Annotated in this window: 27 protein-coding genes; 7 read left to right on the top strand and 20 right to left on the bottom strand. The window is 55.0% G+C overall.

Going from position 1 to position 25882, the window contains the following annotated elements; all coding sequences use genetic code 11:
• The first annotated feature begins 126 nt into the window (after positions 1-126).
• The 4 genes from feoA (at position 127) to IV433_RS14755 (ending at position 4021) form a co-directional block, all read left to right on the top strand.
• A complete protein-coding gene (gene feoA, locus IV433_RS14740; RefSeq protein WP_195814764.1) occupies positions 127-351 on the top strand; it encodes a ferrous iron transporter A in 225 nt (74 codons plus the stop codon).
• A 95-nt stretch (positions 352-446) separates the two neighbouring features.
• Positions 447-2765 (top strand): Fe(2+) transporter permease subunit FeoB, encoded by a 2319-nt coding sequence (gene feoB / locus IV433_RS14745; protein WP_195814765.1) that lies wholly within the window; start codon positions 447-449, stop codon positions 2763-2765.
• An 8-nt stretch (positions 2766-2773) separates the two neighbouring features.
• Positions 2774-3010: a FeoC-like transcriptional regulator gene (locus IV433_RS14750; protein WP_195814766.1), complete on the top strand. Its 237-nt coding sequence runs from the start codon at positions 2774-2776 to the stop codon at positions 3008-3010.
• A gap of 90 nt (positions 3011-3100) precedes the next feature.
• Positions 3101-4021: a LysR family transcriptional regulator gene (locus IV433_RS14755; RefSeq protein ID WP_195814767.1), complete on the top strand. Its 921-nt coding sequence runs from the start codon at positions 3101-3103 to the stop codon at positions 4019-4021.
• Here IV433_RS14755 and IV433_RS14760 read toward each other — a convergent pair.
• The 12 genes from IV433_RS14760 to bioH form a co-directional block, all read right to left on the bottom strand.
• Positions 4001-4267 (bottom strand): DUF2442 domain-containing protein, encoded by a 267-nt coding sequence (locus IV433_RS14760; RefSeq protein WP_195814768.1) that lies wholly within the window; start codon positions 4265-4267, stop codon positions 4001-4003. The genes IV433_RS14755 and IV433_RS14760 overlap by 21 nt on opposite strands.
• The gene (locus IV433_RS14765) at positions 4251-4490 is read right to left on the bottom strand and encodes a DUF4160 domain-containing protein (protein ID WP_195814769.1); all 240 of its coding nucleotides are present in this window, start codon (positions 4488-4490) and stop codon (positions 4251-4253) included. The genes IV433_RS14760 and IV433_RS14765 overlap by 17 nt, the downstream gene beginning before the upstream one ends.
• 100 nt (positions 4491-4590) lie before the next feature.
• Positions 4591-5526: a malonate decarboxylase subunit epsilon gene (mdcH, locus tag IV433_RS14770; protein WP_195814770.1), complete on the bottom strand. Its 936-nt coding sequence runs from the start codon at positions 5524-5526 to the stop codon at positions 4591-4593.
• Between the two features lie 27 nt (positions 5527-5553).
• Positions 5554-6180: a malonate decarboxylase holo-ACP synthase gene (locus IV433_RS14775; RefSeq protein ID WP_195814771.1), complete on the bottom strand. Its 627-nt coding sequence runs from the start codon at positions 6178-6180 to the stop codon at positions 5554-5556.
• Positions 6181-6199: 19 nt separating this feature from the next.
• A complete protein-coding gene (locus tag IV433_RS14780; protein ID WP_195814772.1) occupies positions 6200-7162 on the bottom strand; it encodes an AEC family transporter in 963 nt (320 codons plus the stop codon).
• 189 nt (positions 7163-7351) lie between these two features.
• Positions 7352-8167, bottom strand: a complete 816-nt coding sequence (mdcE, locus tag IV433_RS14785) for a biotin-independent malonate decarboxylase subunit gamma (RefSeq protein ID WP_195814773.1) — start codon at positions 8165-8167, stop codon at positions 7352-7354.
• Complete coding sequence (locus IV433_RS14790) at positions 8164-9006, bottom strand: biotin-independent malonate decarboxylase subunit beta (RefSeq protein WP_195814774.1); 843 nt, start codon at positions 9004-9006, stop codon at positions 8164-8166. Before IV433_RS14790 ends, mdcE begins: the two co-directional genes overlap by 4 nt.
• Positions 8996-9298 (bottom strand): malonate decarboxylase subunit delta, encoded by a 303-nt coding sequence (locus tag IV433_RS14795; protein WP_195814775.1) that lies wholly within the window; start codon positions 9296-9298, stop codon positions 8996-8998. The genes IV433_RS14790 and IV433_RS14795 overlap by 11 nt, the downstream gene beginning before the upstream one ends.
• Positions 9299-9342: 44 nt before the next feature.
• On the bottom strand, positions 9343-10200 hold the full coding sequence (locus IV433_RS14800) for a triphosphoribosyl-dephospho-CoA synthase (RefSeq protein ID WP_195814776.1): 858 nt from the start codon (positions 10198-10200) through the stop codon (positions 9343-9345).
• Positions 10201-10206: 6 nt separating this feature from the next.
• Entirely contained in the window at positions 10207-11868 is a 1662-nt protein-coding gene (gene mdcA / locus IV433_RS14805; protein WP_195814777.1) for a malonate decarboxylase subunit alpha, read from the bottom strand.
• A gap of 308 nt (positions 11869-12176) precedes the next feature.
• On the bottom strand, positions 12177-12446 hold the full coding sequence (locus tag IV433_RS14810; protein WP_195814778.1) for a YdgH/BhsA/McbA-like domain containing protein: 270 nt from the start codon (positions 12444-12446) through the stop codon (positions 12177-12179).
• A 230-nt stretch (positions 12447-12676) separates the two neighbouring features.
• Entirely contained in the window at positions 12677-13447 is a 771-nt protein-coding gene (gene bioH, locus IV433_RS14815; protein ID WP_195814779.1) for a pimeloyl-ACP methyl ester esterase BioH, read from the bottom strand.
• 63 nt (positions 13448-13510) lie between these two features.
• Here bioH and gntX point away from each other — a divergent pair, with 63 nt between their 5' ends.
• Positions 13511-14200 carry a DNA utilization protein GntX gene (gntX, locus tag IV433_RS14820; RefSeq protein ID WP_195814780.1) on the top strand — a complete coding sequence of 230 codons (690 nt, stop codon included), beginning with the start codon at positions 13511-13513 and terminating at the stop codon, positions 14198-14200.
• Positions 14201-14297: 97 nt separating this feature from the next.
• Entirely contained in the window at positions 14298-14873 is a 576-nt protein-coding gene (nfuA, locus tag IV433_RS14825; protein ID WP_120135273.1) for a Fe-S biogenesis protein NfuA, read from the top strand.
• A gap of 149 nt (positions 14874-15022) precedes the next feature.
• Here the strand turns inward: nfuA and malQ are convergent, their stop codons facing one another.
• The 8 genes from malQ to ulaA form a co-directional block, all read right to left on the bottom strand.
• Entirely contained in the window at positions 15023-17155 is a 2133-nt protein-coding gene (gene malQ / locus IV433_RS14830) for a 4-alpha-glucanotransferase (protein ID WP_195814781.1), read from the bottom strand.
• Between the two features lie 8 nt (positions 17156-17163).
• Positions 17164-19578, bottom strand: a complete 2415-nt coding sequence (malP, locus tag IV433_RS14835) for a maltodextrin phosphorylase (RefSeq protein WP_195814782.1) — start codon at positions 19576-19578, stop codon at positions 17164-17166.
• A 311-nt stretch (positions 19579-19889) separates the two neighbouring features.
• The gene (locus IV433_RS14840; protein ID WP_195814783.1) at positions 19890-20579 is read right to left on the bottom strand and encodes an L-ribulose-5-phosphate 4-epimerase; all 690 of its coding nucleotides are present in this window, start codon (positions 20577-20579) and stop codon (positions 19890-19892) included.
• On the bottom strand, positions 20576-21436 hold the full coding sequence (locus tag IV433_RS14845) for an L-ribulose-5-phosphate 3-epimerase (RefSeq protein ID WP_195814784.1): 861 nt from the start codon (positions 21434-21436) through the stop codon (positions 20576-20578). The genes IV433_RS14840 and IV433_RS14845 overlap by 4 nt, the downstream gene beginning before the upstream one ends.
• Positions 21437-21446: 10 nt before the next feature.
• Complete coding sequence (locus tag IV433_RS14850) at positions 21447-22103, bottom strand: 3-keto-L-gulonate-6-phosphate decarboxylase UlaD (protein WP_195814785.1); 657 nt, start codon at positions 22101-22103, stop codon at positions 21447-21449.
• Between the two features lie 33 nt (positions 22104-22136).
• Positions 22137-22607, bottom strand: coding sequence for a PTS ascorbate transporter subunit IIA (gene ulaC, locus IV433_RS14855; RefSeq protein ID WP_195814786.1), 471 nt, complete (start codon positions 22605-22607; stop codon positions 22137-22139).
• A 10-nt stretch (positions 22608-22617) separates the two neighbouring features.
• Positions 22618-22926 (bottom strand): PTS ascorbate transporter subunit IIB, encoded by a 309-nt coding sequence (ulaB, locus tag IV433_RS14860; RefSeq protein WP_195814787.1) that lies wholly within the window; start codon positions 22924-22926, stop codon positions 22618-22620.
• A gap of 14 nt (positions 22927-22940) precedes the next feature.
• Positions 22941-24344: a PTS ascorbate transporter subunit IIC gene (gene ulaA / locus IV433_RS14865; RefSeq protein WP_195814788.1), complete on the bottom strand. Its 1404-nt coding sequence runs from the start codon at positions 24342-24344 to the stop codon at positions 22941-22943.
• 405 nt (positions 24345-24749) lie between these two features.
• Here ulaA and ulaG point away from each other — a divergent pair, with 405 nt between their 5' ends.
• Entirely contained in the window at positions 24750-25814 is a 1065-nt protein-coding gene (gene ulaG / locus IV433_RS14870; protein WP_165060948.1) for an L-ascorbate 6-phosphate lactonase, read from the top strand.
• The last annotated feature ends 68 nt before the right edge of the window (positions 25815-25882 follow it).

The following is a 25882-nucleotide window of genomic DNA, read 5'->3' on the forward strand; positions in this document are numbered from 1 at the left end:
GAGCAATTCTTTTTGCCACAATAATCGCAGTTAAGTGGGAACACCGGGCAAGGAAGCGCGGCACTGCAGGACCTTTACTCTCCTGCCGCCGTCTCCACATTTACCGGATCGCTTCGCGAGGAAACTATGCAACTTAAATCAAAATGTGCTTATAAAATTACCGGCTTTTCCCATGAGATTAGCCCGGCTTACCGCCAGAAACTGCTCTCACTGGGCATGCTGCCGGGATCATTCTTCAACATTATCCGCGTCGCGCCGATGGGTGATCCGGTGCAAATCGAAACCCGCCGCACCAGCCTTGTGGTCAGAAAGAAAGACCTCGACCTTCTCCAGCTCGAGATATTGGCCTGATCTTCAGCATCTGGCCACGTAGTCGTTTTGACCTTTTTGGGGCGGGCCGCTTTGACTCCCCGCGTTTTCCCTTTCTCACACGTAGATCTTAACGTATGAAACCATTGACTATCGGCCTGATTGGTAACCCCAACTCAGGCAAAACCACGCTTTTCAATCAGTTAACCGGCTCCCGTCAGCGCGTCGGTAACTGGGCCGGTGTGACTGTAGAACGCAAGGAAGGCCATTTCTCCACAGAAGACCATCAGGTCACTCTGGTGGATTTGCCGGGCACATATTCCCTGACGACCATTTCCGAGCAGACCTCGCTCGATGAACAAATCGCCTGCCATTACATTCTGAGCGGCGACGCGGATCTGATGATCAACGTGGTCGATGCCTCAAATCTTGAACGCAATCTGTATCTGACCTTACAACTGCTTGAGCTCGGCGTTCCGTGCATCGTCGCGCTCAATATGCTCGACATCGCTAAGATCCAGAATATCAACATTGATATCCCTGCACTTTCCGCCCGTCTGGGCTGCCCGGTCGTCGCGCTGGTTTCCACCCGCGCCAGCGGTATCAAAGAACTGAAAGCCGCCATCGATACGATCCCGCAGGTCGAAAAACTCGAACGCGTGACCTATCATCCGGTTCTGCAGCAGGAAGTGGACGTACTCGCGGCTGCCATGCCGGAAAACATGGCGATGCAACAACGCCGCTGGCTGGCGCTGCAAATTCTCGAAGGGGATATTTACAGCCAGACTCACGCGGGTAACGCACAAAAACTGCTGCCGGAAGTGAAAACGCGCCTGGCCGAACAACAGGTTGACGATCCTGCCCTGCTGATCGCCGATGCGCGCTATCAGAGCATTGCGTCGCTTTGCGCGGCGGTCAGTAATTCACACCTCACCGCGCCAAATAAACTGACGCAGGTGCTCGACCGCGTGATCCTCAACCGATTCCTCGGCGTGCCGATTTTCCTGCTGGTGATGTACCTGATGTTCGTGCTGGCGATCAACATCGGCGGCGCGCTGCAACCGATTTTTGATATCGGCTCTGCGGCCATTTTTATTCAGGGCATGCAGTGGATTGGCTTTACGCTGCACTTCCCGCAGTGGCTGACGATTTTCCTTGCGCAGGGTATTGGCGGCGGTATCAACACCGTTCTGCCGCTGGTTCCGCAAATCGGCATGATGTACCTGTTCCTCTCTTTCCTTGAGGATTCCGGTTACATGGCGCGCGCTGCGTTTGTGATGGATCGCCTGATGCAATCGCTCGGCCTGCCGGGCAAATCTTTCGTGCCGCTGATTGTCGGTTTCGGCTGTAACGTGCCGTCCATTATGGGTGCCCGTACGCTGGATGCGCCGCGTGAACGTCTGATCACCGTCATGATGGCACCGTTTATGTCCTGCGGTGCGCGTCTGGCGATTTTCGCCGTCTTCTCCGCCGCTTTCTTCGGGCAGGACGGCGCATCCGTCGTCTTCTCGCTGTATCTGCTGGGTATTGTCGTCGCGATCCTGACCGGGCTTTTGCTGAAATATACCATCATGCGCGGCGAAGCGTCTCCGTTCGTGATGGAACTGCCGGTGTATCACGTTCCGCATCTGAAAAGCCTGCTGCTGCAAACCTGGCAGCGTCTGAAAGGTTTCGTGCTGCGTGCCGGTAAAGTGATCGTGGTCGCCAGTATTTTCATCGGCGCGCTAAACAGCTTCTCCTTCAGCGGCCAGGCGGTCGATAATATTAATGACTCCGCGCTGGCGTCGGTGAGTAAAGTGCTGACACCGGTGCTTATCCCGATGGGCGTTCATCCGGATAACTGGCAGGCTACCGTCGGGCTGGTCACCGGTGCGATGGCGAAAGAAGTGGTCGTCGGGACGCTCAATACGTTGTATACCGCCGAGCACATCACCAATGAAGAGTTTGATGCCGCGAATTTCAACCTGCTGAGCGAGCTGAACGGCGCAGTCCAGCAAACCTGGCAGGGCCTGAAAGATACCTTCAGCATCAGCGTACTTTCTAACCCTATCGAAGCCAGCAAAGGCGACGGCGAAATGGGCGTCAGCTCAATGGGCGTGATGAGCACTAAATTTGGCTCCGCGGTTTCGGCTTACAGCTATCTGATTTTTGTACTGCTTTACGTCCCTTGTGTTTCCGTAATGGGCGCAATCGCCCGCGAAACCAGCCGCAGCTGGATGACATTCTCCATTTTCTGGGGGCTGAATGTTGCCTACTCGCTGGCTACGCTGTTCTATCAGGCCGCTACGTTCAGCGATCATCCGGGACACAGCGCACTCATCATATTGATTGTGCTGATCTTCAACGCCGTGGTGCTCACCAGCCTGCGCAAAGCGCGCAGCCGCGTCAGCGTTCATCTGCAACCGCGCAACGTGGCGGCCTGTTGTGAACCCGCCACCGGCAGCGATTGCCACTAGGAGAAATGATGGCCAGTCTGATTCAGGTACGCGACAGCCTTGCGCTGGCCGGGCGGGCAGATGCCCGCCAGCTCAGCCGCCAGCTGAATACGCCTCAACCACTGATTGAAGCGATGCTCGAAAGGCTGGTCGCCATGCGAAAAGCGAAAACGGTCGACGCCGATGACAGCTGCCTGAGCGGCAGTTGTAAAAGCTGCGCCGACGGCAAAAAATGCCTGACGGTTTCCTATACGCTCATTAACTAAGGCACGTCGCCCTTACTGAATAGTCGCGCTGCGGCTATTCAGCTATCATCCACAGGTCGCAACGGCCATGAATGCGCCGCAGGAGCCTGCATGATCGACAGTGAAATTACCTTCCGTAAACTTGAAATTTTCCTCGCCTACATGGAAAAGCAGAACATCACCCGCGCAGCCGAACAACTCGGCCTGAGCAGCGTCAGCGTGCATCGCGCCCTGCATTCGCTGGAAGAAGGCCTGCGCTGCCCGCTGTTTATCCACCGCGGGCGAAACCTGCTGCCGCTGCCTGCCGCCGAGGCATTGCTGGAACACGCGACCCAGGTCATCGAGCAGATGGAACACGGTATTTTAGCCACGCAGCGCGCCGCCGGTTTTGGTGATAAACGGCTTAAAGTCGGCACGCTCTATTCGCTGACGCTGGAAACCATTCCCCGTTTAATTATGGGGCTGAAAATGCGGCGTCCGGAGCTTGAACTGGAACTGGTGATGGGCTCGAACAACGATCTGCTGCAAAAGCTGGAGGACGGACAGCTGGATGCAATTCTGATTTCCACCAGCGACTCCAGCGTCGATGCCCAGCGTTACGATCAGTTGCCGTTATTTCAGGACGATATTTTCCTCGCTGCACCCGCCAGTTCCGATCTGGCATGTGAAGGCACCGCCGATTTGCGTGATTTTAAGCAGAAGAAATTTGTCTCGCTGGCGGAAGGTTTCGCGACTTACCACGGATTTCAGGAAGCCTTTCAGGTGGCCGGTTTCGAACCGGATATCGTCACACGCGTGAACGACATTTTCTCGATGCTGAGCCTGGTGCAGGCGGGTGTCGGGTACACGCTGATCCCCGGCAGAATGAAAGGGGTGTATGAAAATACGGTCCGGCTTTTGCCGCTGGCCGAAGCCTACCAGATGCGCCAGACCATCGCGCTGGTGTTCCCGCACAGCCGCGAACACGATCCGAACTTACTCGCGCTGGCGGCAGAAAGCCGGATGTATGCGCTAGCGAACAGAAAGCGTTGAATCAACGGGATACAGGGCAGGTTTAACGATCTGCTTTCCCATCAGCAAACCCTCGATGGAAATATCCTCATCCAGTTCTTCCCAATGCAGGCCATAAGCGCTGATTTCGTACTTCTCACGCTGCTGCGGCGTTGCGTTCAGTAAGGCCGGAAACTGCGTTAATGCCACTGGCAGGATCTGCCCGTCTTCGAGGCTCACCCACATCGTACCTTCATCAAAACAAACGCTTTTAGGCGAAATAGTCATTCCATGCTCCTTGAAATATGCGCTGATAAATGTGAGTTACCGTTATGATTTCCTTGATCTCCCGGGGCGAAAAACCTGTCTGGCGACAAATCGCTACGGGAGAAAGCCACATTTTGGCTTCTTTCTGACCCGATCTTACATGAATGTGACCAGGTTCCAGAGGGTTTCCTTCATTGGAATAAAAGAAAAAGCGGTAGTTTTTGAAGCGCAAAATCACTGGCATGCAGGTAACGTCCTTGTGTCATCCGTGGATAAAAACAAAAAAGCCTTTCACTCTGGAAAGGCTTTGATTCCGTAGCTGCGCCAACCTATCACACTAATTTCTAACGCCCGTTTTCGCGTAACCGGGTTGCGAGACGTCCCGCAACATGCATGCCGGACTGGCATACGGACAGCGCTTCGCCCTGATCCATGGCGCGTTTTGTCAGGCCGGTCAGCACACAGCCGGGCGGCATTTCGAGTGCCAGACGGACATCGCGCTGGTAGGCCGCAACCATGGCATCCCGCCAGTTCACGGTCCGCGCCATGTTCATCGCTAAATCATCGGCGATTTTCTCCGGCTGCCAGTAAACGCGTCCGGTCGTTCCGCTGAGATAACCGCAAACCGGGCGTGAAATTTTCACCTGTTTAAAGGCTTCCACCAGTCTGGCCGCAGGTTCATCAAGCAGCGCGCAATGCGACGGTACCGTAACCGCCAGCCGGTGAGTTTTCTGCGCGCCCTGTTCTTTCGCCAGCAGCATCACCTGTTTCATCGCGGCATCGCTGCCCGCGATAACCAGCTGATCTTCCGCATTAATGTTGGCCAGATAAACCGGAAGATTGTCGCTGTCAACCTGCGCCACCAGCGCTTCTATTTGCGCCTGACGCAGGCCGGTGATGGCAGAAAGGCCAAAGCCTTGCGGATAAGCCTGCTGCATTAACTCGCCGCGCAGGGCGACCAGTTTTACAGCATCGGAAAATTCCAGCGCCCCCGCGATGACGGCAGCAGGAAAGGCCCCGATCGACAGCCCGCTGCAAAAATCCGCGTCGATGCCTTCGGCCTGGCATTGTTTTGCCCAAACGACACCGGCAATCAGCAGACAGAGCTGGACCGCGCGGGTGGAATGAAAAGCGTCGGCGTTATCAAGGAGGAGAACATCTTCGCCAAGCGCCAGGCTGGCCTGTTCAATCAGGGAGTGGGTCAGGGCATTATCGGGCAAATTGTGCAGCATTTGCGGCACCTGCGGGCCCTGACCGGGGAAGGTAAATAAGATTTTCATCGTGCTCCTTGCTTCTTTTGCCAGACATCAGCCTGTCAGCGATTGCCACGGATCACGTACCCGGAACGGGCCGGTCGCGGTTTTCAGCATCACATCACCGCCGCGCAGCCATTCGCTGAGGGCAAATCCCCCTTGCGGCGTATTGATCTGAACATCGGCACGGCACGGAAGCCGCTGAAGCTGGTCGTAAAAATCGAGAAACTGCGCGGGTGTCGCCGGAAAATCGCAGCGCACCAGCAAATCCAGATCGCTGTCAGCATGCATAACAGGAATATCGCTGGCCAGCGCAAACGCACAACTGCCCGTCACGCCCCACGGGAAAGGCAGTTGCAGACTGCTTAACGTAATCAATGCCTGCACCGGTTGCTGTGAAACAAACGGGGATTGCAAAAGCGCATTGACGTCACTGACCAGCGATTCCGGCGTGACGACCCGTACCACAGCGGCCGGTTTCACCCAGGCCGCCGCACGCTGAATGCGGGTCAGCCCGCGTATCCCAACCGGAATGGCCCCGTCCGCACGCTGGTCGCGACGGACCACCAGCGGCAGCGCGGTGCGCCAGCTGCTGTTGACCCAGTCGGGTAAAACGTTGTCGCTTTCCAGCGCGGAACGGTCGCTAATCCAGATAAAATCATGGGCACGCGGGTCGGACATCTTTATAAATCCTGTCTTATCAGTGAAGTGCAGCCGTCAGAGAGATGAACAGCGGCAGTGTCACAATACACAACACGGAGCTGATCAGCAGTGAAGCTTCTGCATCCGGAGACTGAACGCCGAAACGGTTGCCGAACACGATACCGAAGAAACCGGCAGACAGCGCAATCATCAGGATTGCGGTCACCGCCACCTGACCACTCAGGCCGAACGCCAGAACCAGACCCCAGGCGATAAACGGCTGAACCAGGTTTTTGGCGACACAGGACAACAACACCGGACCGTTAATTTTCAGCTTACGGGCTGACAGGATAACACCGGTCAGGAACAGCGCAGACGCGGTCGCTGACAGGCCCAGCGGTTTGATTGAGGCCAGGAAGATTTCCGGCATTTTAATGCCAAATGCCGCCAGAATCACACCCAGAAGCGGTGCCCAGACGATCGGCTTCTTCACTGAACGCCACATCAGAACCGGCAACAATGCCAGAGATGAACCCTGATTTTCGCCGCTCAGACGCGCTTTTTCACGTTCCAGAATCAGCAGGCAGAACGGTGTCATCAGCACGGAACCACAGGCGATAGACACCGCCACGGACAATGATGTTGACGGTGCATCACCCAGAACACTGCTCAGAATCGGCAGGCCGAGCGCCGCGTAGTTTGGCAGCGCCACAGTCAGCGTCAGAACGGCAGCATCCTGCGGAGATTTCTTAAACACTTTGGTGCAAATAAAGTAAATCGCGGCATAGGTGATCCACATCGCCAGAACCAGCACCAGAATCAGCGGTGATTGTTCAACAATACCGGCCCACGGCGTTTGTACGGTTGCTGCAAACAGCGCAGCGGGTAAAGCAAAATCCATCACGAAAATATTAAGTAAAGAGACATTCTGGTTATCCACCATTTTCGCTTTCCCGGCATAAAAACCGAGGATCATGATGACGAAAATAGGGGCAAGCGCGTGCAATATTACGTAAGTCATAGCGTTTTTCCTGAGGCAAAGTATGAATGCTCAGTCGGCGCCGGTGCGATGGTTTTTTTAGTATGACAGTCCAGTTGCAGACAACAGCAGGCCCTCGCCCCTGAACGCCAGGGGCGGGAACCTGCAAATGCGGCTGCGTCACGCTGTTTGCAGGTGCGTTACCGGTTGAGACTGAAAGTTGTTAACGAATTACCATTCCTGACGCATCTGCTGGCGAACGCGCTGCGAACTTGCGCGATTTTCTGCACCCAGACGGTTGCTGAGGCTAACGCCTTCTTTGCGAGCGTCCTGGATGTTTTGCCATACCGCGCTTTGTACGCGCGTGATGTCGTCGGGTGTTGCGCTGTCCGGGTTTGCGATGTCGAGTAATTGCGACAGCAGCCCCAGAGTGGCGTAGTTTTCGATGTCATAAGCCATCGGCGGGATGGTTGCGGCCAGTTTTTCCAGCGCATCCACAGAGCGTAACGTGATGCGTGCGGCGGATTCTTTCCCCATCGCATGGATCATGACGCCGTTGTTTTTGAAGGCGATCAGCTTGTTGGCCTGATAACCGTGCGCCAGAAACGCACCGGACATCGCTTTACCCACAATCAGACCGACCACCGGATGCCCTGCCAGACGGGCTTTGGCGTAAGCGCCTGCGGCACCGGCCAGCGCCTGATGAATACCAAACGCTTCTTCGCGACGGCCATAAGCCTGACTTGGCACATCAATCACTGCCACGATGGCGCGTTTGGTGCCGGAGTTTGCATCAGCGGCAATGGCGTCGTTAACGACTTTTGCCAGCGTCCAGCCTTCCAGCAGACCGACTTCGCCGCCCGCTGCGCGCGGATAGTGATTATTTTTATCCGGCACGACCGTAATGAAACGGACAGCCTGATCATTGAGTTTGCCATCGGCGGCTTTCACCGAAGGGCAAAGACCGCTGATCGGAGTGGCCTCTTTGGTCAGTTCGGCAAACCAGTAATCACCCCGGCTGACGATGTTGCTTTCTACGTTGCTCATGCGCGATCCTCCCGGTTAAACAGGGCTTCCGTCACTTCACGGCTGGCCTGCTGCGCGGTGTCAAAACCGGTCAGTTTTGGCAGGTAATAATCATAATTATCAGAACGATGTGTCGCCGGAACGCCTTTTTTGATGAAGGCGAGCACGTTGTCTTTCACTTGTGCAAGGGAGTCTTTGACCAGCGCATCCACAAAACCGCTGTGATAACGCACTTCGCCACCGGTCATGCTCCAGATAAACGGACGGTCGCGGGAATCGTATTCATCGATACCGGCTTCCTGTTCGATAACCTGCGGACCGTTCAGGCCCAGACGCGCTTCACGGGTGACAATCAGGTAGCTGCATAAGGCCGCGGCGATGGACATCCCGCCGAAGCAGCCGACGGTCCCGGCCACCACGCCAATCACCGGCGTGTAGCGGCGTAAATCAACGATGGCGGCGTGAATATCGGCGATAGCCGCGAGGCCCAGATTGGCTTCCTGCAAACGCACACCACCGGTTTCGAGCAGAAGCACTGCCTGAGTCGGGATGCCGTTACGGTTATCTTCTGCCGCCATTTCCAGCGCAGCGGCCATTTTGGCACCGGACACTTCGCCCATACTGCCGCCCTGGAAACTACCTTCAATCGCGACGACTACCGCGGGCTGACCGTTGATCTGGCCTTTCGCCACAACCATGCCGTCATCGGCCTGCGGGACGATGCCCTGCGGTTCCAGCCACGGCGACATAATGCGTTCGAACGGCCCCAGCAGTTCACGGAAAGTCCCGGCGTCCAGCAATTTGCGGGCGCGCTGACGGGCGCTCAGTTCGATAAAGCTCTGATCAGTATCAGTTGGCATTTTCAGCCTCCTCAAAGACCTGTTCGATACGCAGACGGGCAACCCCTGGTGTGGCGCCAAAATCATTAATGTCCAGACGGCCTGCCGGTAATTCGCGCAGGGCGTTCAGACGGTCGAAAAAGTGCTGCCACAGGCTGTGGCTGCCATCGACGGAGGTAGTGACAATAATTTTCAGCTCAGTTGCTGTTTTTGGTTCATACAGCGCTTCTAAATCGCCGGAACCCACCACGCCAGCTTCGGCGCGGCCTGGCAGCGCTTTTGCCGCCGGGTAGTTAAATTCAAAACGTTCCATAACACCTCTTTGTACTGATGTTAGTTAATTCGTATCCGGTTCAGTCAGGCCACGCTGACGCGGTCGAGAAACAGGGTGGCAGCCAGTAAATCGGCGGCACCGCCGGGCGATGTGTTATCGGCCAGCATCCGCTGTTCCAGATGGCGCAGCCGTTGTTTGCCTGCGCGCGTCTGAAGTCCGCCGGCATCCAGCACGGCCTGCGCGCCCTGATGCATGGCTTCCAGCGCCGGTAATCCGCCGCGCGATAACACGCAGGTATCGGAAAGCCGTGTCATCACCGCCAGCAACGCATCGACCTGTGCTTCGCTTTCGCTGGCACCGCGCGTGCGGCTGTGATGAAGCTGCGGCAACGCACAATCGAGAATGTGCGGGAAGCCGCTCTGCGCCTCTTCGCGGGCACCGGGCACCTGATAACGCTGCACGGCGTGCGAACCTTTACTGAATTTTTTCGGGCTGAAGGCGTCGGGTAATTTCGCGATTTTCGCGGCACGTTGTGCAATGTGCTGCGGGATCAGATTTTCCGGCTGCATGGCAACGGCGCTGACCAGCAACCCCATCGCCCAGATAGCGCCCCGGTGAGTATTCACTCCGCCGGTTTCCGCCATCATTTGTGCTTCGCCTGCACGGCCCAGACGACCAACTTCCTGACGCAGGGCGATATCCGCCGGGCGCTGCCAGCTGTGTAACGCCAGCGCATAAAAAGTTGGGGTCAGACTGCGTGCCGAACGCACCATCAGGTCTAACGTCAAATCCTGATGTGCGCCGGAACTCCGGCTGTCCACCAGCCCCGGTTTCGGGCTAAGCCGCGCTTCGTCGATCAGCGCCTGCGTCGCCGTGTCTGCCAGCCTTTCGGCCAGCTCTTGCGCTGTGAGTACAGCGCCAATCGTTAAAGTCTGCGGCATCATCAATTACCAGCTGCGGAATTTGGCAGGCGGGTTATACAAACCGCCGGACCAGTCAACCAGCTCGCTCACGCTGCCAGCCGCCAGTAATGAACGGGTGGCGTCAGTGCGGCGAATCCCCATGTCTTCCGGGAAGACCACCAGTTCCTGACGGCGCAGGTCGGCAACGCGTTTGGCGTCAACGCCCAGACCAATGTCAGTGATACCGGCAACCGCAGCGACCATAGCGCGGCGCTCTTCCAGAGAACGGGCGCGGTACAGATACGCAATCCCTTCTTCGGTCAGCACGTGCGTGACGTCGTCGCCGTAAATCATCACAGGCGCCAGCGGCATTCCGGATTCTTTACCCACATCGACCGCTTCCAGTTTTTCAACAAACGTCGGTTTGCCACCGGCCTGGAAGGTTTCCACCATCTGCACGACCAGTTTTTTACCGCGCGCCATAGGATCCGGCTCTTCAATCATGTCGAGCCACGCAGGCGTTGAGTGACGGCGACCGTGCGGGTCATGCCCCATGTTCGGTGCGCCACCGAAACCGGCCAGACGGCCACGGGTTACGGTTGAGGAGTTCGCCAGACCATCGACCTGCAAGGTGGAACCGATGAACATATCCACTGCGTACTGGCCTGCCAGCTGGCAGAACGCGCGGTTGGAACGCATGGAACCGTCAGAGCCGGTGAAAAACACGTCCGGACGGGCGCGGATATACTCTTCCATCCCGAGTTCGCCGCCGAAGCAGTGAACGGTGTCGACCCAGCCGCTTTCAATAGCCGGGATCAGCGTCGGATGCGGGTTAAGCGTCCAGTGTTTACAGATTTTGCCGCGCAGGCCGAGTTGTTCGCCGTAAGTCGGCAACAGCAGTTCGATCGCCGCGGTGTTAAACCCGATACCGTGGTTCAGCGACTGCACGTTGTGTTTGGCGTAAATGCCTTTGATCGCCATCATCGCCATCAGCACGTGAACCGGTTTAATCAGACGCGGATCGCGGGTGAACAGCGGTTCGATGAAGAATGGCTTGTCGGCGACAACCACGAAATCAATCCAGTCGCCCGGAATATCAACGCGCGGCAGATCGGTTTCTTCATCTACCAGTTCGTTGACCTGCGCGATGACGATGCCGTTTTTAAAGGCCGCGGCTTCGACCAGCGCTGGCGTATCTTCGGTGCTTGCGCCGGTATAAAGGTTACCTTTGCGGTCTGCTTTAAAGCCGGCGATCAGGGCGATGTTTGGCACCAGATCGACGTAAAGACGGGAATACAGTTCGATGTACGTATGGATCGCGCCGATTTCCATCTGGCCATCTTCCAGCAACTGCGCGATACGCAGGCTTTGCGGGCCGGAGAAGGCGAAATCGAGCTTACGGGCAATGCCGCGTTCGAAGAGATCCAGATGTTCTGCGCGGCTGACACTTGGCATGATCATGTGCAAATCATGCAGTTTTTCAGGGTTCACTTTCGCCAGTGAGCGGGAAAGGAAGTCAGCTTGTTTTTGGTTGTTACCTTCCATCACCACGCGGTCACCGGAGGCAATCAGCGTTTCGAGGACAGGAATAATTTTATCTGTGGGTAATACTTTACCCTCGGCCACGGAACGGACACTGTCGATACGCCGTTGTTTTTCATTGCGGCGGGTGTCCCACGCTTTCGTGGTCTGCGGATGTTGCGGCATGCCAAACCTCCCTGGGTTGAGCTTGCTGAATTTTTCCCGGCGTGATGAAACAAAGAGGACGGTGGGAAGTTCAGTCAAGTGGCGGTTGCATCACATTTGACCTGTTTAAGTAGCCTGCTAAGTGTAGGAATCTATGTCAGTTCTATCAATTAAGCGGACAGACACTTCGTTACTCTCAGAGTAATGATTCAAGAGAATTCTTTAAAATCAGAAGGATGGTGATATTGAAAAGTGAGATGACGCAGATTTAATGAAAATAAAAAGGGATGCACGCTGGCATCCCCCGGATTTGCAGAGGAAAGAAGGAATTATTTGAACACTTCAGCCGTTGCAGTGATTTTCTTCTTCTCCTGAGCGGCGATGATCACGAAATACTTACCGCCTTTTTCATCCGCCAGTTTTGCCAGTTCTTCTCTGGCATCCGATGGCGCGGTGTATTCATTGCTGGTCGTGACAACGCCCAGGCTGGTATAGCCTTTTTCTTTGGCTTCTTCTTTTGTAATCAGATCTGCCGCCATTGCGTTGACCGAGAATAACCCTGCCAGAACAGCTGCAATAATAATTTTATTTGATTTCATGACATTACCTCTAAATTGGATGAATAATTTTCAAAGAAAGCAGTCAAGATATGAACAGCAGGTACATTTGCGCTGGCATGACCTTCATGGTTAAACACCAGTAAACTCCCCAGAGACGCAAACAGGTACACGTAAAAACTTACGCCAGCCTTACCCCGTCATCATCGGCTTAAGTATTAGTCACCATTGGGAATTAGCCAGAAATTAGACAAATATTTTTACATTGGCTTTCAGTCTGTAATCAGAAAGCGTTCGACAATTTCACAAAAAGCATCCGGGTGTGAGATGAACGGCGCATGGGCTGCTTTTTCAATGATTTCCGAGTGAGAATCAGGCAGTAACGCATCCAGTAACGGCACGATTTTTCTGGGCACCAGCCCGTCCAGTGCACCATAAATGCGTAAAAGCGGAACCGTCAGCGCCGCCATTGGCTGGCGTAAATCCACGCTGCGTAAGATTTCCAGCCCGCCGTTCAGCACGTCCACCGACGGCACCGGCTGGCCGAGGACAACAGATTTCAGCAACCGCGCATCCTGCCGCGCGCTGTCGCTGCCGAGCGTTTGTAATGCCAGAAAACGTTCCACAGTGCGCTGAAAATCTTCACTCAGCTGATGCTGAAAACCGTGCAGCACATCGGGGCGGATCCCCGGCCAGTTTTCCTGCGCGGCAAAACACGGCGAGGAGGCCACGGTGATCAGTTTTTCCACCCGCTGCGGCGCGCTCAGCGCAACCTGACTGGCGACCAGCCCGCCTAATGACCAGCCCAACCACGACGCTTTTTCAGGCGCGCCGTCGAGTACGATTTCGGCCATCTCCGCCAGCGTCATAGCGCCAAAATTCTCACTGCGGCCATAGCCCGGCAAATCCACCAGATGCAGACAAAAATGCGGCGCAAGTCGCTCCGCCGTGTAACGCCAAACCTCTGCATTCAGTCCCCATCCGTGAAGCAGCACAAGATGGCGATCTCCTTCGCCGATTGTCTCCCGGTAAAGCTTATTCATAGCGTATTGTCCGTGTCAGTCTGATTGTTCGATCCATAAAAATGGCAAAAGGAACCCGCCGCTATGCTAACAATTGCCAGCCGCTGTTGGCTATGTCAGTGTCCGCTCCATCTGGCGATACAGGGCATTTGCAGTCTGTGTCTGCGACATTTACCCGCCGCACCGCCCTGCTGCCCGCGCTGCGGATTACCCGGCACCGGAGGAAATCTCGATTGCGGGCGCTGCCTGCTGCAACCACCGCCGTGGGACGCGCTGGTTTTCGCCAGCCCGTATGAACCGCCGGTCAGCGGGCTGGTGCTCCGGCTCAAATTCGCCCATCTTCCCGAGCTGGATACCACGCTCGCACGTCTGTTTCTGCTGCGCTGGCTGGCGCGCTGGCGGTCCGGCAATCTGCCGCGCCCGGATATCCTCCTCAGCGTGCCGCTGCATCAGAAACGTTATTTCTCCAGAGGCTACAATCAGAGTGAATTACTCGCCCGGCCGCTGGCCCGCTGGCTGCACTGCGAATACCGCCCTTACGCCCTGAGCCGCGACCGGCAAACCGTGCCGCAGCAAAGCCTGAGCGAGCGGGAAAGAAAGTGGAATCTGCGTGAAGCCTTTAGCTGCCATGCCGATTTACGCGGTAAAAACGTAATGCTGCTTGATGATGTGGTCACCACCGGCAGCACGGTGCGGGAAATCAGCAAAATGCTCATCAATCAGGGAGTTGCTTCAGTGCAAATCGCGTGTATCTGCCGGACATTACAGACGTGAGCACGTGCTGCTAACACTCTGGCAACGCGAAGGGTGACGGGTAAAAACAAAGGGCGTATTATAACCAACTAGAGTAGTCAACTATTGAGCGAATGTTATGATCCTTATTACCGATGCTGCCCAAGAGCACTTTGCCAAATTGCTGGCAAGCCAGGAAGAAGGCACCCAAATCCGCGTATTCGTGATCAATCCCGGTACGCCGACCGCAGAATGCGGTGTCTCTTATTGCCCGCCAGACGCCGTGGAAGCGACGGATACCGAACTGAAGTTCGAGAAACTGTCCGCTTTCATCGATGAACTCAGCGCGCCTTATTTGCAGGACGCGGTGATCGACTTTGTTACCGATCAGCTCGGTTCCCAGCTCACGCTGAAAGCACCTAACGCCAAAATGCGTAAAGTGTCTGACGATGCGCCGCTGATGGAACGTGTTGAATATCAGTTGCAGTCACAGATTAACCCGCAACTGGCCAGCCACGGCGGTCGTGTTTCCCTGATGGAAATCACCGACGACGGCATTGCGGTTCTCCAGTTCGGCGGTGGTTGTAACGGTTGTTCTATGATTGATGTCACTCTGAAAGACGGCATCGAGAAAGAACTGCTGCAAAACTTCCCGGAACTGAAAGGCGTTCGCGATCTGACCGAACACCAGCGCGGCGAGCACTCTTTCTACTGATTAACCGTTAATCAGACAGAATGTAAAAAGCACCCTTCCGTTGGGTGCTTTTTTTATGGTTTGAATACGGGTGTCGCCATTAATACCCCACCCCAACCCTCCCCTTCGCAGGGGAGGGAGTTGCCCGAAGCCGCCTCAATGTTTGGCTTTTAGCTCCTCCCCCTGCGAAGGGGGAGGTTGGGAGGGGGTTTAGCAGACGACTCAGAAGTTGCTAACCGTCTGCGGTTCAAATCCGCCAGCAGCAGATTAATGTGCTCATCGCTGAACAACGCTTCCAGGGTGTGCGTCAGTTTTCGCCGCCAGTTGGGGTATTCAGTGTTTGTACCCGGCACGTTAACCGGCGTCGACATATCCAGCCAGTCTTCCGGTTGCAGCCCGAGCAGCGCACTGGCGCTGTCCGCCAGATAACGCTGTAAACCCCGGTTCAGCACCGGCGTCATCGGCATTTTTTCCGCCGTATGTCCGGTGGATTTCGGCACACAATGCGTCAGATGCAGCGCATCCAGCAATCCCTGTTTGCTTCGCTCACGTTCGGCACGCAGCTTTCCCAGCACCTGTGGATCCGGATAGACGCCCAGCGTCGCGCCGAGGGTTAAATCCCCGCCTTCCCAGTAGCCGCGCAAGGTCGGTAAATCATGCGTGGTCACCGTCGCCATCGCCTGAACGACATAGTTTTCAGGCGGCCGATAGGTGAAGGTTTTATCGTGCTCGAAATACAGCACTTTGTAGGAATAGACGCCGCTTTCACGCAGGCTGGCGACAATTTCTCTCGGCACAGTCCCCAGATCTTCACCAATCACCATGCACTGATGCCGCTGGCTTTCCAGCGCCAGCACCCCGAGCAGGTCTTCCAGCGGATAACGGACATACGCGCCGTTGCCCGCCTCTTCGTCAAACGGGATCCACCACAGACGCAGCAGCCCCATAACATGGTCGATGCGCAAAGCCCCGCATTCTGCCATATTTGCACGCAGCAAATCGATAAACGGCTGATAGGCACGGGCTTTCATTTCGTGAGGATCAATGGGCGGAAGGCCCCAGTTTTGCCCCTGCGGCCCCAGAATATCCGGCGGTGCGCCAATCGTGGCATTCAGACAATACAGCGACGGATCTGACCAGGTTTCCGCACCGCCTTCCGCCACACCGACCGCCAGATCACGGTATAAACCCAGCGGCATCTCCAGCTCCACACTGCGCTGATAACACGCAGAGAATTGCGTATGCGCCAGCCACTGCAGCCACTGGTAGAACTCAATTTCACCGGCATAATGCTGGCTGAATTTCGCCACATCCGCCCCTTTGGCGTCACGATAAGCGTCGGGCCATACCGGCCAGCCCCACAATCCCAGATCTAATTCCCGCAGGTGTTCATGCAGCGCATCGAACAGCGCCTGCTGGCGCAAACTTTCGCCGCCCAGTAGCACAAAACGACGGAAATCCCGCTTGCGCTGGCTGGCTTCCGGCAGTTCACCAAAGAGCGGCCACGCCAGTTTCAGCGCTTTCAATTTCAGCCGCATCACCAGCGGATAATCAACAAACTCGATGCTGCGCGCCTGCAACAATGCATCGTGCGTTTCGATGGAATGCCACCAGCTTTGTGCCAAATCGCTGGCGGTAAATTCTTCCACCGCATTCACGTCGATGTACGCCAGATTCAGCCAGCGGCGTGACGACGGGCTGTACGGGCTGGCGCTGAGAGGATTGGCCGGATACAGCGCGTGTATCGGGTTCAGCCCGACGAACGCGCCGCCGCGCTGACCGACTTCTTCCACCATTTTTTTCAGGTCGCCAAAATCGCCGACGCCCCAGTTATTTTCCGACCGCAGCGTGTACAACTGAATCGTTGCGCCCCACAGTTTTTTACCTGCCAGCAGCGCGGGCGGCTCGTAACAGCGTGACGGCACAACAATAATCCGGCACGGCCAGATTTTGCCGTTTTGCGATAACGTCAGCTGATGGTAACCCGTTGGCAATCCGGCGCTGAGATTCAGAACCTTGCCAACCTCAACGGTTCCTTCGGTCTGGTCGCCGTTTTCAAGCGTGAACAGCCAGCCGAATGCGCCACTGCCCTCCGGAGTCAGCAGCACTTTTTTGCCTTCCGTAAACACTTTTACCGCAGGCAAAGGCGTGACCTCGGGCACATCTTCCGGATCACGCCCCATGGCCGCCAGCAGCGATGCCCGCGTTTCGCTGGACACCGTTTCCACTTCATCCGACATATTGATAAAGCTTTCTAAAATACCTGCCCGGCGCGCAGCCTCAACCAGTTGCTTATCCTCCATGCCTGCTCCTAACGTTTTGCCTGCCAGATGCGCTGCTGGTAATCGCGGATTGAACGGTCGGCACTGAACATCCCGACGCGCGCAGTGTTAAGCAGCGTACGGCGCGTCCATTCGTCAGCGTTGCGGTACAGTTCATCGACCCGTTTTTGCGCTTCGCAATACTGCGCAAAATCCGCCAGAACCAGATACGGATCGCCGCCATCGAGCAGGCTGTTGAGCATCAGATCGAAAGCCTTTTTATCGCCGTTGGCATAAAAACCGCTGGCCAGTTCATCGAGAATCGCCTTGAGATGTTTGTCTTTTTTCACCACGGCTTTCGGCTTATAGCCTTTCTTCAGCTCGGCTTTCACTTCATCAACGGTCAGGCCAAAGATGAAAATATTGTCTTCGCCCACCTGCTCGGCAATTTCGACATTTGCGCCGTCCAGCGTGCCGACAGTCAGCGCGCCGTTAAGCGCCAGCTTCATGTTGCCGGTGCCCGACGCTTCTTTCCCTGCCGTTGAAATCTGCTCGGAAACGTCCGCCGCCGGGATCATCAGTTCCGCTACCGACACGCAATAATCCGGGATAAATACCACTTTGATTCGATCAGCCACGATCGGATCGTTGTTGATCTTCTCCGCGACCTGATTGATCGCATAAATGATATTTTTTGCCAGGTAATAGCCCGGCGCCGCTTTGGCACCAAACAGGAAAACGCGCGGCACGATATCAAGTTTCGGGTTATCGCGGATCTGGCGGTAAAGCGAAAGAATGTGCAGCAAATTGAGATGCTGACGTTTGTATTCGTGCAGGCGCTTAATCTGTACATCGAAAATGGCATCCGGATTGAGCCTGATGCCCATGCGATGCCAGACGTATTCCGCCAGCCGGACTTTGTTGTCGTGCTTGATTTTGCGGTAATGCTTACAGAATTTTTTATCTTTAACACCGTCTTCCAGATCTTTCAGCAGATCCAGATTATTCACCCAGGAATCCGTTTTCAGGCGTTCATCAATCAGCGCGGAAAGCGCCGGATTACACTGTTTCAGCCAGCGGCGCGGTGTGATGCCGTTGGTGACGTTGTGGAATTTTTCCGGCCACAGCTGGTGATATTCCGGGAACAGATCTTTGACCACCAGATCAGAATGCAGCGCCGCCACCCCGTTTACCGCAAAACCGGCCACCACGCAGAGGTTCGCCATCCTTACCTGTTTGTCGTGATGCACGGCCAGTTTCGCCCAAACCGCCTCATCGCCCGGCCAGGTTTTGCTGACCAGCTTTTTGAAGTTGGTGTTGATTTGCTTGATGATTTGGAAATGTCGCGGCAAAAGGCTGCGCACCAGGCTTTCGTCCCAGGTTTCCAGCGCTTCCGGCATTAACGTGTGGTTGGTATACGCAAACGTGCGGCTGGTGATATGCCAGGCATCGTTCCAGCTCAGCTGATGTTCGTCGATCAGAACACGCAGCATTTCCGGGATCGCGATGGTCGGATGGGTATCGTTGAGCTGAATCACTTCGTAATCCGGCAGCTCACTGATTTTGCGGCCAAGGAAATGATGACGCCGTAAAATATCCGCCACCGAACAGGCGCACTGGAAATATTGCTGCATCAGGCGCAGGCGTTTACCGGCCTGATGGTTGTCATTCGGATACAGCACTTTGGTGAGTTTGGCCGCATCAATGCCCTGCTGCTCGGCTTTGAGAAACTCGCCGTCATTGAATTTTTCGAGATCAAACGGGTGCGGATGCGTGGCTTCCCATAAACGCAGCGGCTGCGTAATTCCGTTTCGATAGCCCATCACCGGTAAATCCCAGGCTTCGCCGCGCAGCGTAAATTCGGGTTCCCAGCGGGAAACACCCTGTTCGTTCTTCACGATTTTCCCGCCAATGCCAACATTCACCGCCAGCGAACTGTTATGGCGGAACCACGGATATTCACTGCGGTGCCAGTCATCCGGCGACTCTTTTTGTTTGCCATCGACAAAGCGCTGACGGAATAAACCGTACTGATAGTTCAAGCCATAGCCGGTGCCCGGTTGCCCGACCGACGCCATCGCATCGAGATAACAGGCCGCCAGACGACCGAGCCCGCCGTTACCGAGCGCCGGATCGATTTCTTCTTCAAGCAGGTCTGTCAGGTTGATATCAAACTGCTCAAGCGCGCTGGCAATTTTTTCGTACCAGCCGAGGTTAATCAGGTTATTACCGGTCAGACGCCCGACCAGAAATTCCATCGATATGTAGTTAACGTGACGGGTGATCTTTTTACTTTTACTGCTCACGGACTCATTTTGCGGCGGGAGTTGTTCAGCCACGGCGGCGCTGACCGCGTGCCACCATTGATGCCGGGTCATGTCCCTGGCTGAAGTAAGTCCAAACGCTTGCCACTGGCGGGTTAGTGCCGCCAAAAAAACATCCTGCTTGAGCGTGATTTTCGACATAGGGCAGTCTCTTTTCTGTCAGTGGGGACGGAACGTTTCCGTGAGAAAAAGCCGGATTGCGGTTAAAAGTGTGATCTCTACACACTTATGTATAAACCCAATGCCGAAAAAATGCTCACTGCCTGAACGGCAAAAAATGCATGAAATCATGTCTGAGGGAATTTCGGCATGGCCGGAGATGTCATTAATACCCCACCCCAACCCTCCCCTTCGCAGGGGAGGGAGCAGATCGAGTTTTTTGCGCCTCCCCCTGCGAAGGGGGAGGTTGGGAGGGGGTTTGGCTGGCGATTCAGAACTTATGTAATGATTTTCTATTTTTGCCCGTAATAGGCATCCGGCCCGTGTTTACGGCTGAAGTGTTTGTGCAGCAGATAATCATCCATCGGAGGCTGCGAGCGTTGCAGCGTGCCGGTGATCCACGCCATTTTCGCGACTTCTTCCAGCACAACGGCGTTATGCACCGCCAGCTCCGGCGTGATTCCCCAGCAGAACGGGCCGTGCTGCGCCACCAGAATGCCGGGCATGTGCAGCGGGTTAATGCCTTCCAGCGTTTGGGCAATCACCCGGCCGGTTTCCAGTTCGTATTCACCGGCCACTTCTTCACGCGACAGCGGACGTGTACACGGAATGGCGCCCGCGAAATAGTCCGCATGCGTGGTACCTAACGCGGGGATCGCAACGCCAGCCTGCGCCCACGATGTGGCATGGGTCGAATGGGTATGCACGATGCCGCCGAGTTCCGGGAAACGGGCGTAAAGCTCGAGATGCGTAGCGGTATCCGATGACGGTCTGTAACGCCCTTCCACCACTTCACCGCGCAAATTCACGACCACCATATCGCTGGCCTGCATTTTTTCGTATTCCACACCGCTCGGTTTGATGACCACCAGCCCGCGCTCGCGGTCGATGCCGCTGACGTTGCCCCAGGTGAAAGTCACCAGACCGTACGCAGGCAGCGCCATATTCGCTTCAAAAACACGCTGTTTCAGTGATTCCGTCATGCCACTTCTCCCATATCCAGCCCGGCTTTCTGCATTTTATCCACGACCCACGCGCGCGCATTGCGGACTTCCTGCATCGGGTCAGCCGCGGTTTCACTCCACATTTCGATGAGATAAGGCCCGCGATAGCCGCTTTTCTGTAGCGTTTCGAAGCAGCGCTCAAATTCCACGACGCCGCTGCCAAACGGTACATTTTTGAATACGCCCGGCTGCGTATCTTTAATGTGTACCGCGACGATATGCCCGGCACCGCTCGCCAGTTCCATCTGCACGTCGTTGTCCCAGGCGGATAAATTGCCGATGTCCGGATACAGCTGGAACCACGGGTTATTCAGGTAATGCGTATATCCCAACGCTTTGCTGATCGAATTCATCAGCGGGTAATCCATGATTTCCATCGCCAGCGTAACCTGCGCCCGGCTGGCCATTTCGACGGATTCCTGCAAACCGGCACGGAAACGCTCACGGGTATGATCGTTGGCCTGCTGGTAATAGACGTCATAACCGGCAAGCTGAATGACACGGATGCCTAAATCCTGCGCCAGCACGATGGCTTTACGCATGATTTCCAGCCCCTGATTACGGGTTTCATCGTCTTCAGAGCCCAGCGGGAAACGCCGGTGCGCACTCAGGCACATCGACGGAATGCGGATGCCGGTACGAGAAATCGCATCAACAACCAGCAAACGTTGCTCGCGTGACCAGTCAAGCCGCGCCAACCGGCTATCGGTTTCATCGACCGACATCTCGACGAAATCAAAACCCAGCTCTTTCGCCAGCGTCAGGCGCATCAGCCAGTCTTCGCCCGCAGGCAAAGCTTTTTCATAGATCCCGAGTGGAACGGCTTTATGCATCATGCGATTTTCCTTAGCCCCAGAGCTGGCTGATGGATTTTTTGAACTGACGCGCCGCGTCTACCGGGTCTTTCGCGTCACGGATGCTGCGCCCTGCGATGAAGACGTGAACCGGAATGTCTTTGAACAGCGGCAAATCTTCCAGCGCCAGACCGCCGGTGATCGTGACTTTAAAGCCCATATCGGAAAGACGTTTGATCGCCGTGATATCGGCATCGCTCCACGCCACACCGGCGGCCTGAGCGTCGCGGCTGCGGTGATAAACCACCTGCTGAATGCCCGCGTCATGCCACTCTTTCGCCTGTTCCCACGTCCAGTAACCGGTCAGTTCAATCTGCACATCGCCGCCAAATTCTTTCGCCACTTCCAGCGCGCCTTTGGTGGTGTTGATGTCGGCGCAGCAAATCACGGTGACCCAGTCGGCGTTGGCTTCAAAACACATGCGTGAGAGGATTTTGCCCGCGTCGGCAATTTTGGCGTCAGCCAGCACGATTTTTTCCGGATAAAGCGCTTTCAGATCACGCACCGCGCGCACGCCTTCGGCCACGCACAGGATGGTGCCGACTTCGATAATGTCGACTTCACTGGCAATCAGACGCGTGGTTTTGTAAGCGTCGTCCATGGACTGGTTATCCAGCGCAACCTGCAACATCGGTAATGAATGAGACATAGTGAATTCCTTCTCTGAAGACTAAATAATGAATCAGTGAGCCGCCGAAGCGGATGTCAGGTCGATCAAGTCCAGCACCTGCTGGGCGGTGGTACAGGCGCGCAGGCGGTCGAAGTTGGCTTCATCATCAAACAGGTTGACGACCTGCATGATGCCGACTTCCTGATGTGCGTTGGCATCCACGGCGGCGAGCGTGATCAAGATATCCACCGGATCGTTATCTTCATGGTTGAACACCAGCGGCTTTTTCAGCGTAACCAGCGCGAAACCGGTTTTTTTGACGCCCTCTTCCGGGCGGCCATGCGGCATGGCCAGGCCCGGCGCAATCACGAAGTAAGGCCCGAAACGCTCAACGCCATCCAGAATCGCCTGGTAATAACGTGGCTCGACGACATCGGCGGCGACCAGCATATCGACGCCCATTTTCACCGCTTCCTGCCAGGTTTCTGCCTCCGCGTTCAGGCAAATCGAGTTATTCTCGGCCAGCGAATCTCGCAGTTTCATTGCGCGCTCCTTACTTTTTCAGCGAGGTTGGGAAGTGAGCATTAATGACTTCCATCACTTTCGGGCCGAAATCCGCCGCCGAAAGCATGTTGCGCACACCGACGACGTATTTGTTGCCGCTGACGGTGATTTCGTCGGCAACGTGCGTGGAGGCGACGATAATGTCCGCGCCGCCCAGCTCAGATTTGTACTCACCCACCGCGCAGCTGTTCATGGTGTGATCCACGCCTTCCTGTGTCAGAAACTGCCCGATCTTCATCTTCATGATCATCGAACTGCCTTGCCCGCAACCGCAAACTGCCAGAATTCGTACTGTCATGGGAACCTCGTTGATTAGTGAGTAGTGGACTCATTAAGAGCTTGTTTTTCGGCATCTTCTTCGGCGCGAAGTGTGCGACCGGCGAAGAACATATACAGCACCGCGATCAGGGCAATCACGCCCATAAAGGCCATGCCGACGCTAAAGAATCCCTGCATCATTGGCGGTGCCAGAATTGACCAGTCGGCCATGCCCATCCAGGCGCTGAGGCCGGTCAGTTTGATGGCCCAGACGCAGCCAAAGATTTCGATCATCCCCATCACCAGGCAGATTTTCAGCGCGGCGCGCCAGCCACCGAAGTGATTTGCGAATACGCCGATGGTGGCGTTGGAGAAGAACATCGGGATAAAGCCGGGAATGATCATGATGGAAGAACCCACGCCAAACAGAATGGCGACGGCAATCAGCTGGCCGATGGTGCCCCACATAAAGCCCCAGACCACGGCGTTCGGCGCGAAGCTGTAAATCGCCGCGCAGTCGATCGCCAGAACAGCACCGGGAATCAAGCGTTGGGAAATCCCGTTAAAGGCTTCGGTCAGTTCAGCGACGAACATACGCACGCCCTGAATGATGATGAAAATGGCCACCGCAAACATCAGGCCGGTTTGCAGGATGTAAATCGTCCAGTGTGTTTTACCGGCCATTTTCTGCAACGTATCAAGACCGAACGAGCAGAGGATAATGCCGAAGAACACGGTCATCACGATGGCGGTAGAAACGATATTGTCGTGGAAAATATTCAGCCAGCCGGGCAGTTTGAGGTCTTCAACGCTGTCCTCTTTCTTACCGAGATATGGTGCGATTTTGTAGGCAATCCATGACGCAAACTGCTGCTGGTGCCCGATAGAAAAACCACTGTTTTCCGTTACGGACTGCGTCGGTTTGTACATCATGTTGGAGGTGATCCCCCAGTACAGCGAAACCAAAATCGCCGTCGACCAGATGGTGGTCCACATCGGCCAGCCGATGATGTAGAAGAAGACGGCAATCAGACCCGCCTGCTGGAACATGATGTGGCCCGTCAGCATGATGGTGCGGATGCCGGTAATGCGGCGGAAAACCACCATCAGGATATTCAGCGCGAGCGCGATAAGCACCGCGTAGCCGACCCAGCTGTAGGCATCGCCCATGCGTTCGACCGTTGCCATCATTGAGGCGTAGGTATCTGAAATAGCGCCGTTAATGCCGTAGACTTCAGAAAGTTTCGCCACCACAGGTTTGAATGTGCCCGTCAAAATCCCGGACCCTGCCTGCAGTAACATAAAACCGATGATGGTTTTGATGGTGCCTTTGATGATAACCGTCGCGCTCTTTCTGAGCAGGATGTAACCGAGCATGGTTACAAGCCCCAGCAATAACGGCGCATTGGTCATTACCTGATTAAAAAATACGGTAAAGAGGGTGTAGAGGAATTCCATATAACTCTCCGTCTGACCTTGTTTGATCTCTTCAGCGCAGGACTCTGCACGTAAAAGTGAGGGACAGACGAACTCTAATGCTCACATTGAATCAGATAAAGATTCACAATGATTATTTGTGAGCGGTCTCGCAAGATATCGTCATCTCTCTGTTACACACATAAATAGATAAATTCATAATTTGTATATTTATCATATAAATAAATAGATTATTCTATTACCTGCATTTCCTGCTCATTCAGATAGCCAGTCTTTACTTCGCCCGAATTCGTCCAAAAACCGTCAATTAAAATCATTGTCATGACAAAATTTCGATGATAAGTTTCTCACAATCGAATCACATATAATCATTAAATGACTTATTGTGATTTAATCATTCAAACCAAACTCAGATGAGGGAATACAATGAGCAAAGTAGAAACGATCAGCCGCGAATCCTGGATCCTCAACACTTTCCCGGAATGGGGCACCTGGCTGAACGAAGAAATCGAGCAGGAAAAAGTCGCGCCGGGCACTTTTGCGATGTGGTGGCTGGGCTGTACGGGGATTTGGCTGAAATCTGAGGGCGGCGCGAATATTTGTGTCGATTTCTGGTGTGGCGTGGGCAAGCAAAATCACAGCAGTCCGCTGATGAAAACCGGCCACCAGATGCAACGCATGGCAGGCGTGAAAAAGCTGCAACCGAACCTGCGCACCACGCCGTTCGTGCTGGATCCGTTCGCGATCAGAGAGATCGACGCCGTATTGTCCACCCACGATCACAACGATCATATTGATGTCAACGTTGCGGCGGCCGTGATGCAAAACTGCGCTTCCGATGTGCCGTTTATCGGCCCGCAAACCTGCGTGGATTTGTGGATCAGCTGGGGCGTGCCGAGAGAACGTTGCATCGTGATGACGCCGGGCAAAGTGGTGAAAATCAAAGATGTGGAAATCCATGCGCTGGATTCTTTCGACCGCACCGTGCTGATTACTTTGCCTGCCGATCAGAAAGCGGCTGGCGTTCTGCCGGATATGATGGATCAGCGCGCGGTAAATTATCTGTTCAAAACACCGGGCGGAAACCTGTATCACAGCGGCGATTCACATTATTCCAACTACTACGCGAAACACGGCAACGAGTACAAAATTGATGTCGCACTCGGCTCCTACGGCGAGAATCCGCGTGGCGTCACCGACAAAATGACCAGCGTCGATATGCTGCGCATGGCGGAATCACTGAATACAAAAGTCGTGATCCCGTTCCACCATGATATCTGGTCGAATTTCCAGGCCGATCCGCAGGAAATCCGTGTGCTGTGGGAAATGAAAAAAGACCGCCTGAAATACGGCTTCAAACCCTTTATCTGGCAGGTTGGCGGCAAATTCACTTATCCGAATGACAAAGACAATTTCGAATATCACTACCCGCGTGGATTCGAAGATTGCTTTACGACAGACACCGACTTACCGTTTAAATCCTTCCTCTAAGCCATTGTGAGAAAAGGCGGAGACTATTCTCTCCGCCTTTTCAGAAACAATGTTATTCGCATTACTGC

The sequence above is a fragment of the Rahnella laticis genome, from assembly GCF_015644585.1.
GTDB classification, from domain to species: Bacteria; Pseudomonadota; Gammaproteobacteria; order Enterobacterales; family Enterobacteriaceae; genus Rahnella; species Rahnella laticis.

What these genes read in the sequence shown, in the direction of transcription:
- feoA (WP_195814764.1), top strand. Translation starts at nt 127, where the DNA reads ATGCAACTTAAATCAAAATGTGCTTATAAAATTACCGGCTTTTCCCAT.
- feoB (WP_195814765.1), top strand. Translation starts at nt 447, where the DNA reads ATGAAACCATTGACTATCGGCCTGATTGGTAACCCCAACTCAGGCAAA.
- IV433_RS14750 (WP_195814766.1), top strand. Translation starts at nt 2,774, where the DNA reads ATGGCCAGTCTGATTCAGGTACGCGACAGCCTTGCGCTGGCCGGGCGG.
- IV433_RS14755 (WP_195814767.1), top strand. Translation starts at nt 3,101, where the DNA reads ATGATCGACAGTGAAATTACCTTCCGTAAACTTGAAATTTTCCTCGCC.
- IV433_RS14760 (WP_195814768.1), bottom strand. Translation starts at nt 4,267, where the DNA reads ATGACTATTTCGCCTAAAAGCGTTTGTTTTGATGAAGGTACGATGTGG.
- IV433_RS14765 (WP_195814769.1), bottom strand. Translation starts at nt 4,490, where the DNA reads ATGCCAGTGATTTTGCGCTTCAAAAACTACCGCTTTTTCTTTTATTCC.
- mdcH (WP_195814770.1), bottom strand. Translation starts at nt 5,526, where the DNA reads ATGAAAATCTTATTTACCTTCCCCGGTCAGGGCCCGCAGGTGCCGCAA.
- IV433_RS14775 (WP_195814771.1), bottom strand. Translation starts at nt 6,180, where the DNA reads ATGTCCGACCCGCGTGCCCATGATTTTATCTGGATTAGCGACCGTTCC.
- IV433_RS14780 (WP_195814772.1), bottom strand. Translation starts at nt 7,162, where the DNA reads ATGACTTACGTAATATTGCACGCGCTTGCCCCTATTTTCGTCATCATG.
- mdcE (WP_195814773.1), bottom strand. Translation starts at nt 8,167, where the DNA reads ATGAGCAACGTAGAAAGCAACATCGTCAGCCGGGGTGATTACTGGTTT.
- IV433_RS14790 (WP_195814774.1), bottom strand. Translation starts at nt 9,006, where the DNA reads ATGCCAACTGATACTGATCAGAGCTTTATCGAACTGAGCGCCCGTCAG.
- IV433_RS14795 (WP_195814775.1), bottom strand. Translation starts at nt 9,298, where the DNA reads ATGGAACGTTTTGAATTTAACTACCCGGCGGCAAAAGCGCTGCCAGGC.
- IV433_RS14800 (WP_195814776.1), bottom strand. Translation starts at nt 10,200, where the DNA reads ATGCCGCAGACTTTAACGATTGGCGCTGTACTCACAGCGCAAGAGCTG.
- mdcA (WP_195814777.1), bottom strand. Translation starts at nt 11,868, where the DNA reads ATGCCGCAACATCCGCAGACCACGAAAGCGTGGGACACCCGCCGCAAT.
- IV433_RS14810 (WP_195814778.1), bottom strand. Translation starts at nt 12,446, where the DNA reads ATGAAATCAAATAAAATTATTATTGCAGCTGTTCTGGCAGGGTTATTC.
- bioH (WP_195814779.1), bottom strand. Translation starts at nt 13,447, where the DNA reads ATGAATAAGCTTTACCGGGAGACAATCGGCGAAGGAGATCGCCATCTT.
- gntX (WP_195814780.1), top strand. Translation starts at nt 13,511, where the DNA reads ATGCTAACAATTGCCAGCCGCTGTTGGCTATGTCAGTGTCCGCTCCAT.
- nfuA (WP_120135273.1), top strand. Translation starts at nt 14,298, where the DNA reads ATGATCCTTATTACCGATGCTGCCCAAGAGCACTTTGCCAAATTGCTG.
- malQ (WP_195814781.1), bottom strand. Translation starts at nt 17,155, where the DNA reads ATGGAGGATAAGCAACTGGTTGAGGCTGCGCGCCGGGCAGGTATTTTA.
- malP (WP_195814782.1), bottom strand. Translation starts at nt 19,578, where the DNA reads ATGTCGAAAATCACGCTCAAGCAGGATGTTTTTTTGGCGGCACTAACC.
- IV433_RS14840 (WP_195814783.1), bottom strand. Translation starts at nt 20,579, where the DNA reads ATGACGGAATCACTGAAACAGCGTGTTTTTGAAGCGAATATGGCGCTG.
- IV433_RS14845 (WP_195814784.1), bottom strand. Translation starts at nt 21,436, where the DNA reads ATGATGCATAAAGCCGTTCCACTCGGGATCTATGAAAAAGCTTTGCCT.
- IV433_RS14850 (WP_195814785.1), bottom strand. Translation starts at nt 22,103, where the DNA reads ATGTCTCATTCATTACCGATGTTGCAGGTTGCGCTGGATAACCAGTCC.
- ulaC (WP_195814786.1), bottom strand. Translation starts at nt 22,607, where the DNA reads ATGAAACTGCGAGATTCGCTGGCCGAGAATAACTCGATTTGCCTGAAC.
- ulaB (WP_195814787.1), bottom strand. Translation starts at nt 22,926, where the DNA reads ATGACAGTACGAATTCTGGCAGTTTGCGGTTGCGGGCAAGGCAGTTCG.
- ulaA (WP_195814788.1), bottom strand. Translation starts at nt 24,344, where the DNA reads ATGGAATTCCTCTACACCCTCTTTACCGTATTTTTTAATCAGGTAATG.
- ulaG (WP_165060948.1), top strand. Translation starts at nt 24,750, where the DNA reads ATGAGCAAAGTAGAAACGATCAGCCGCGAATCCTGGATCCTCAACACT.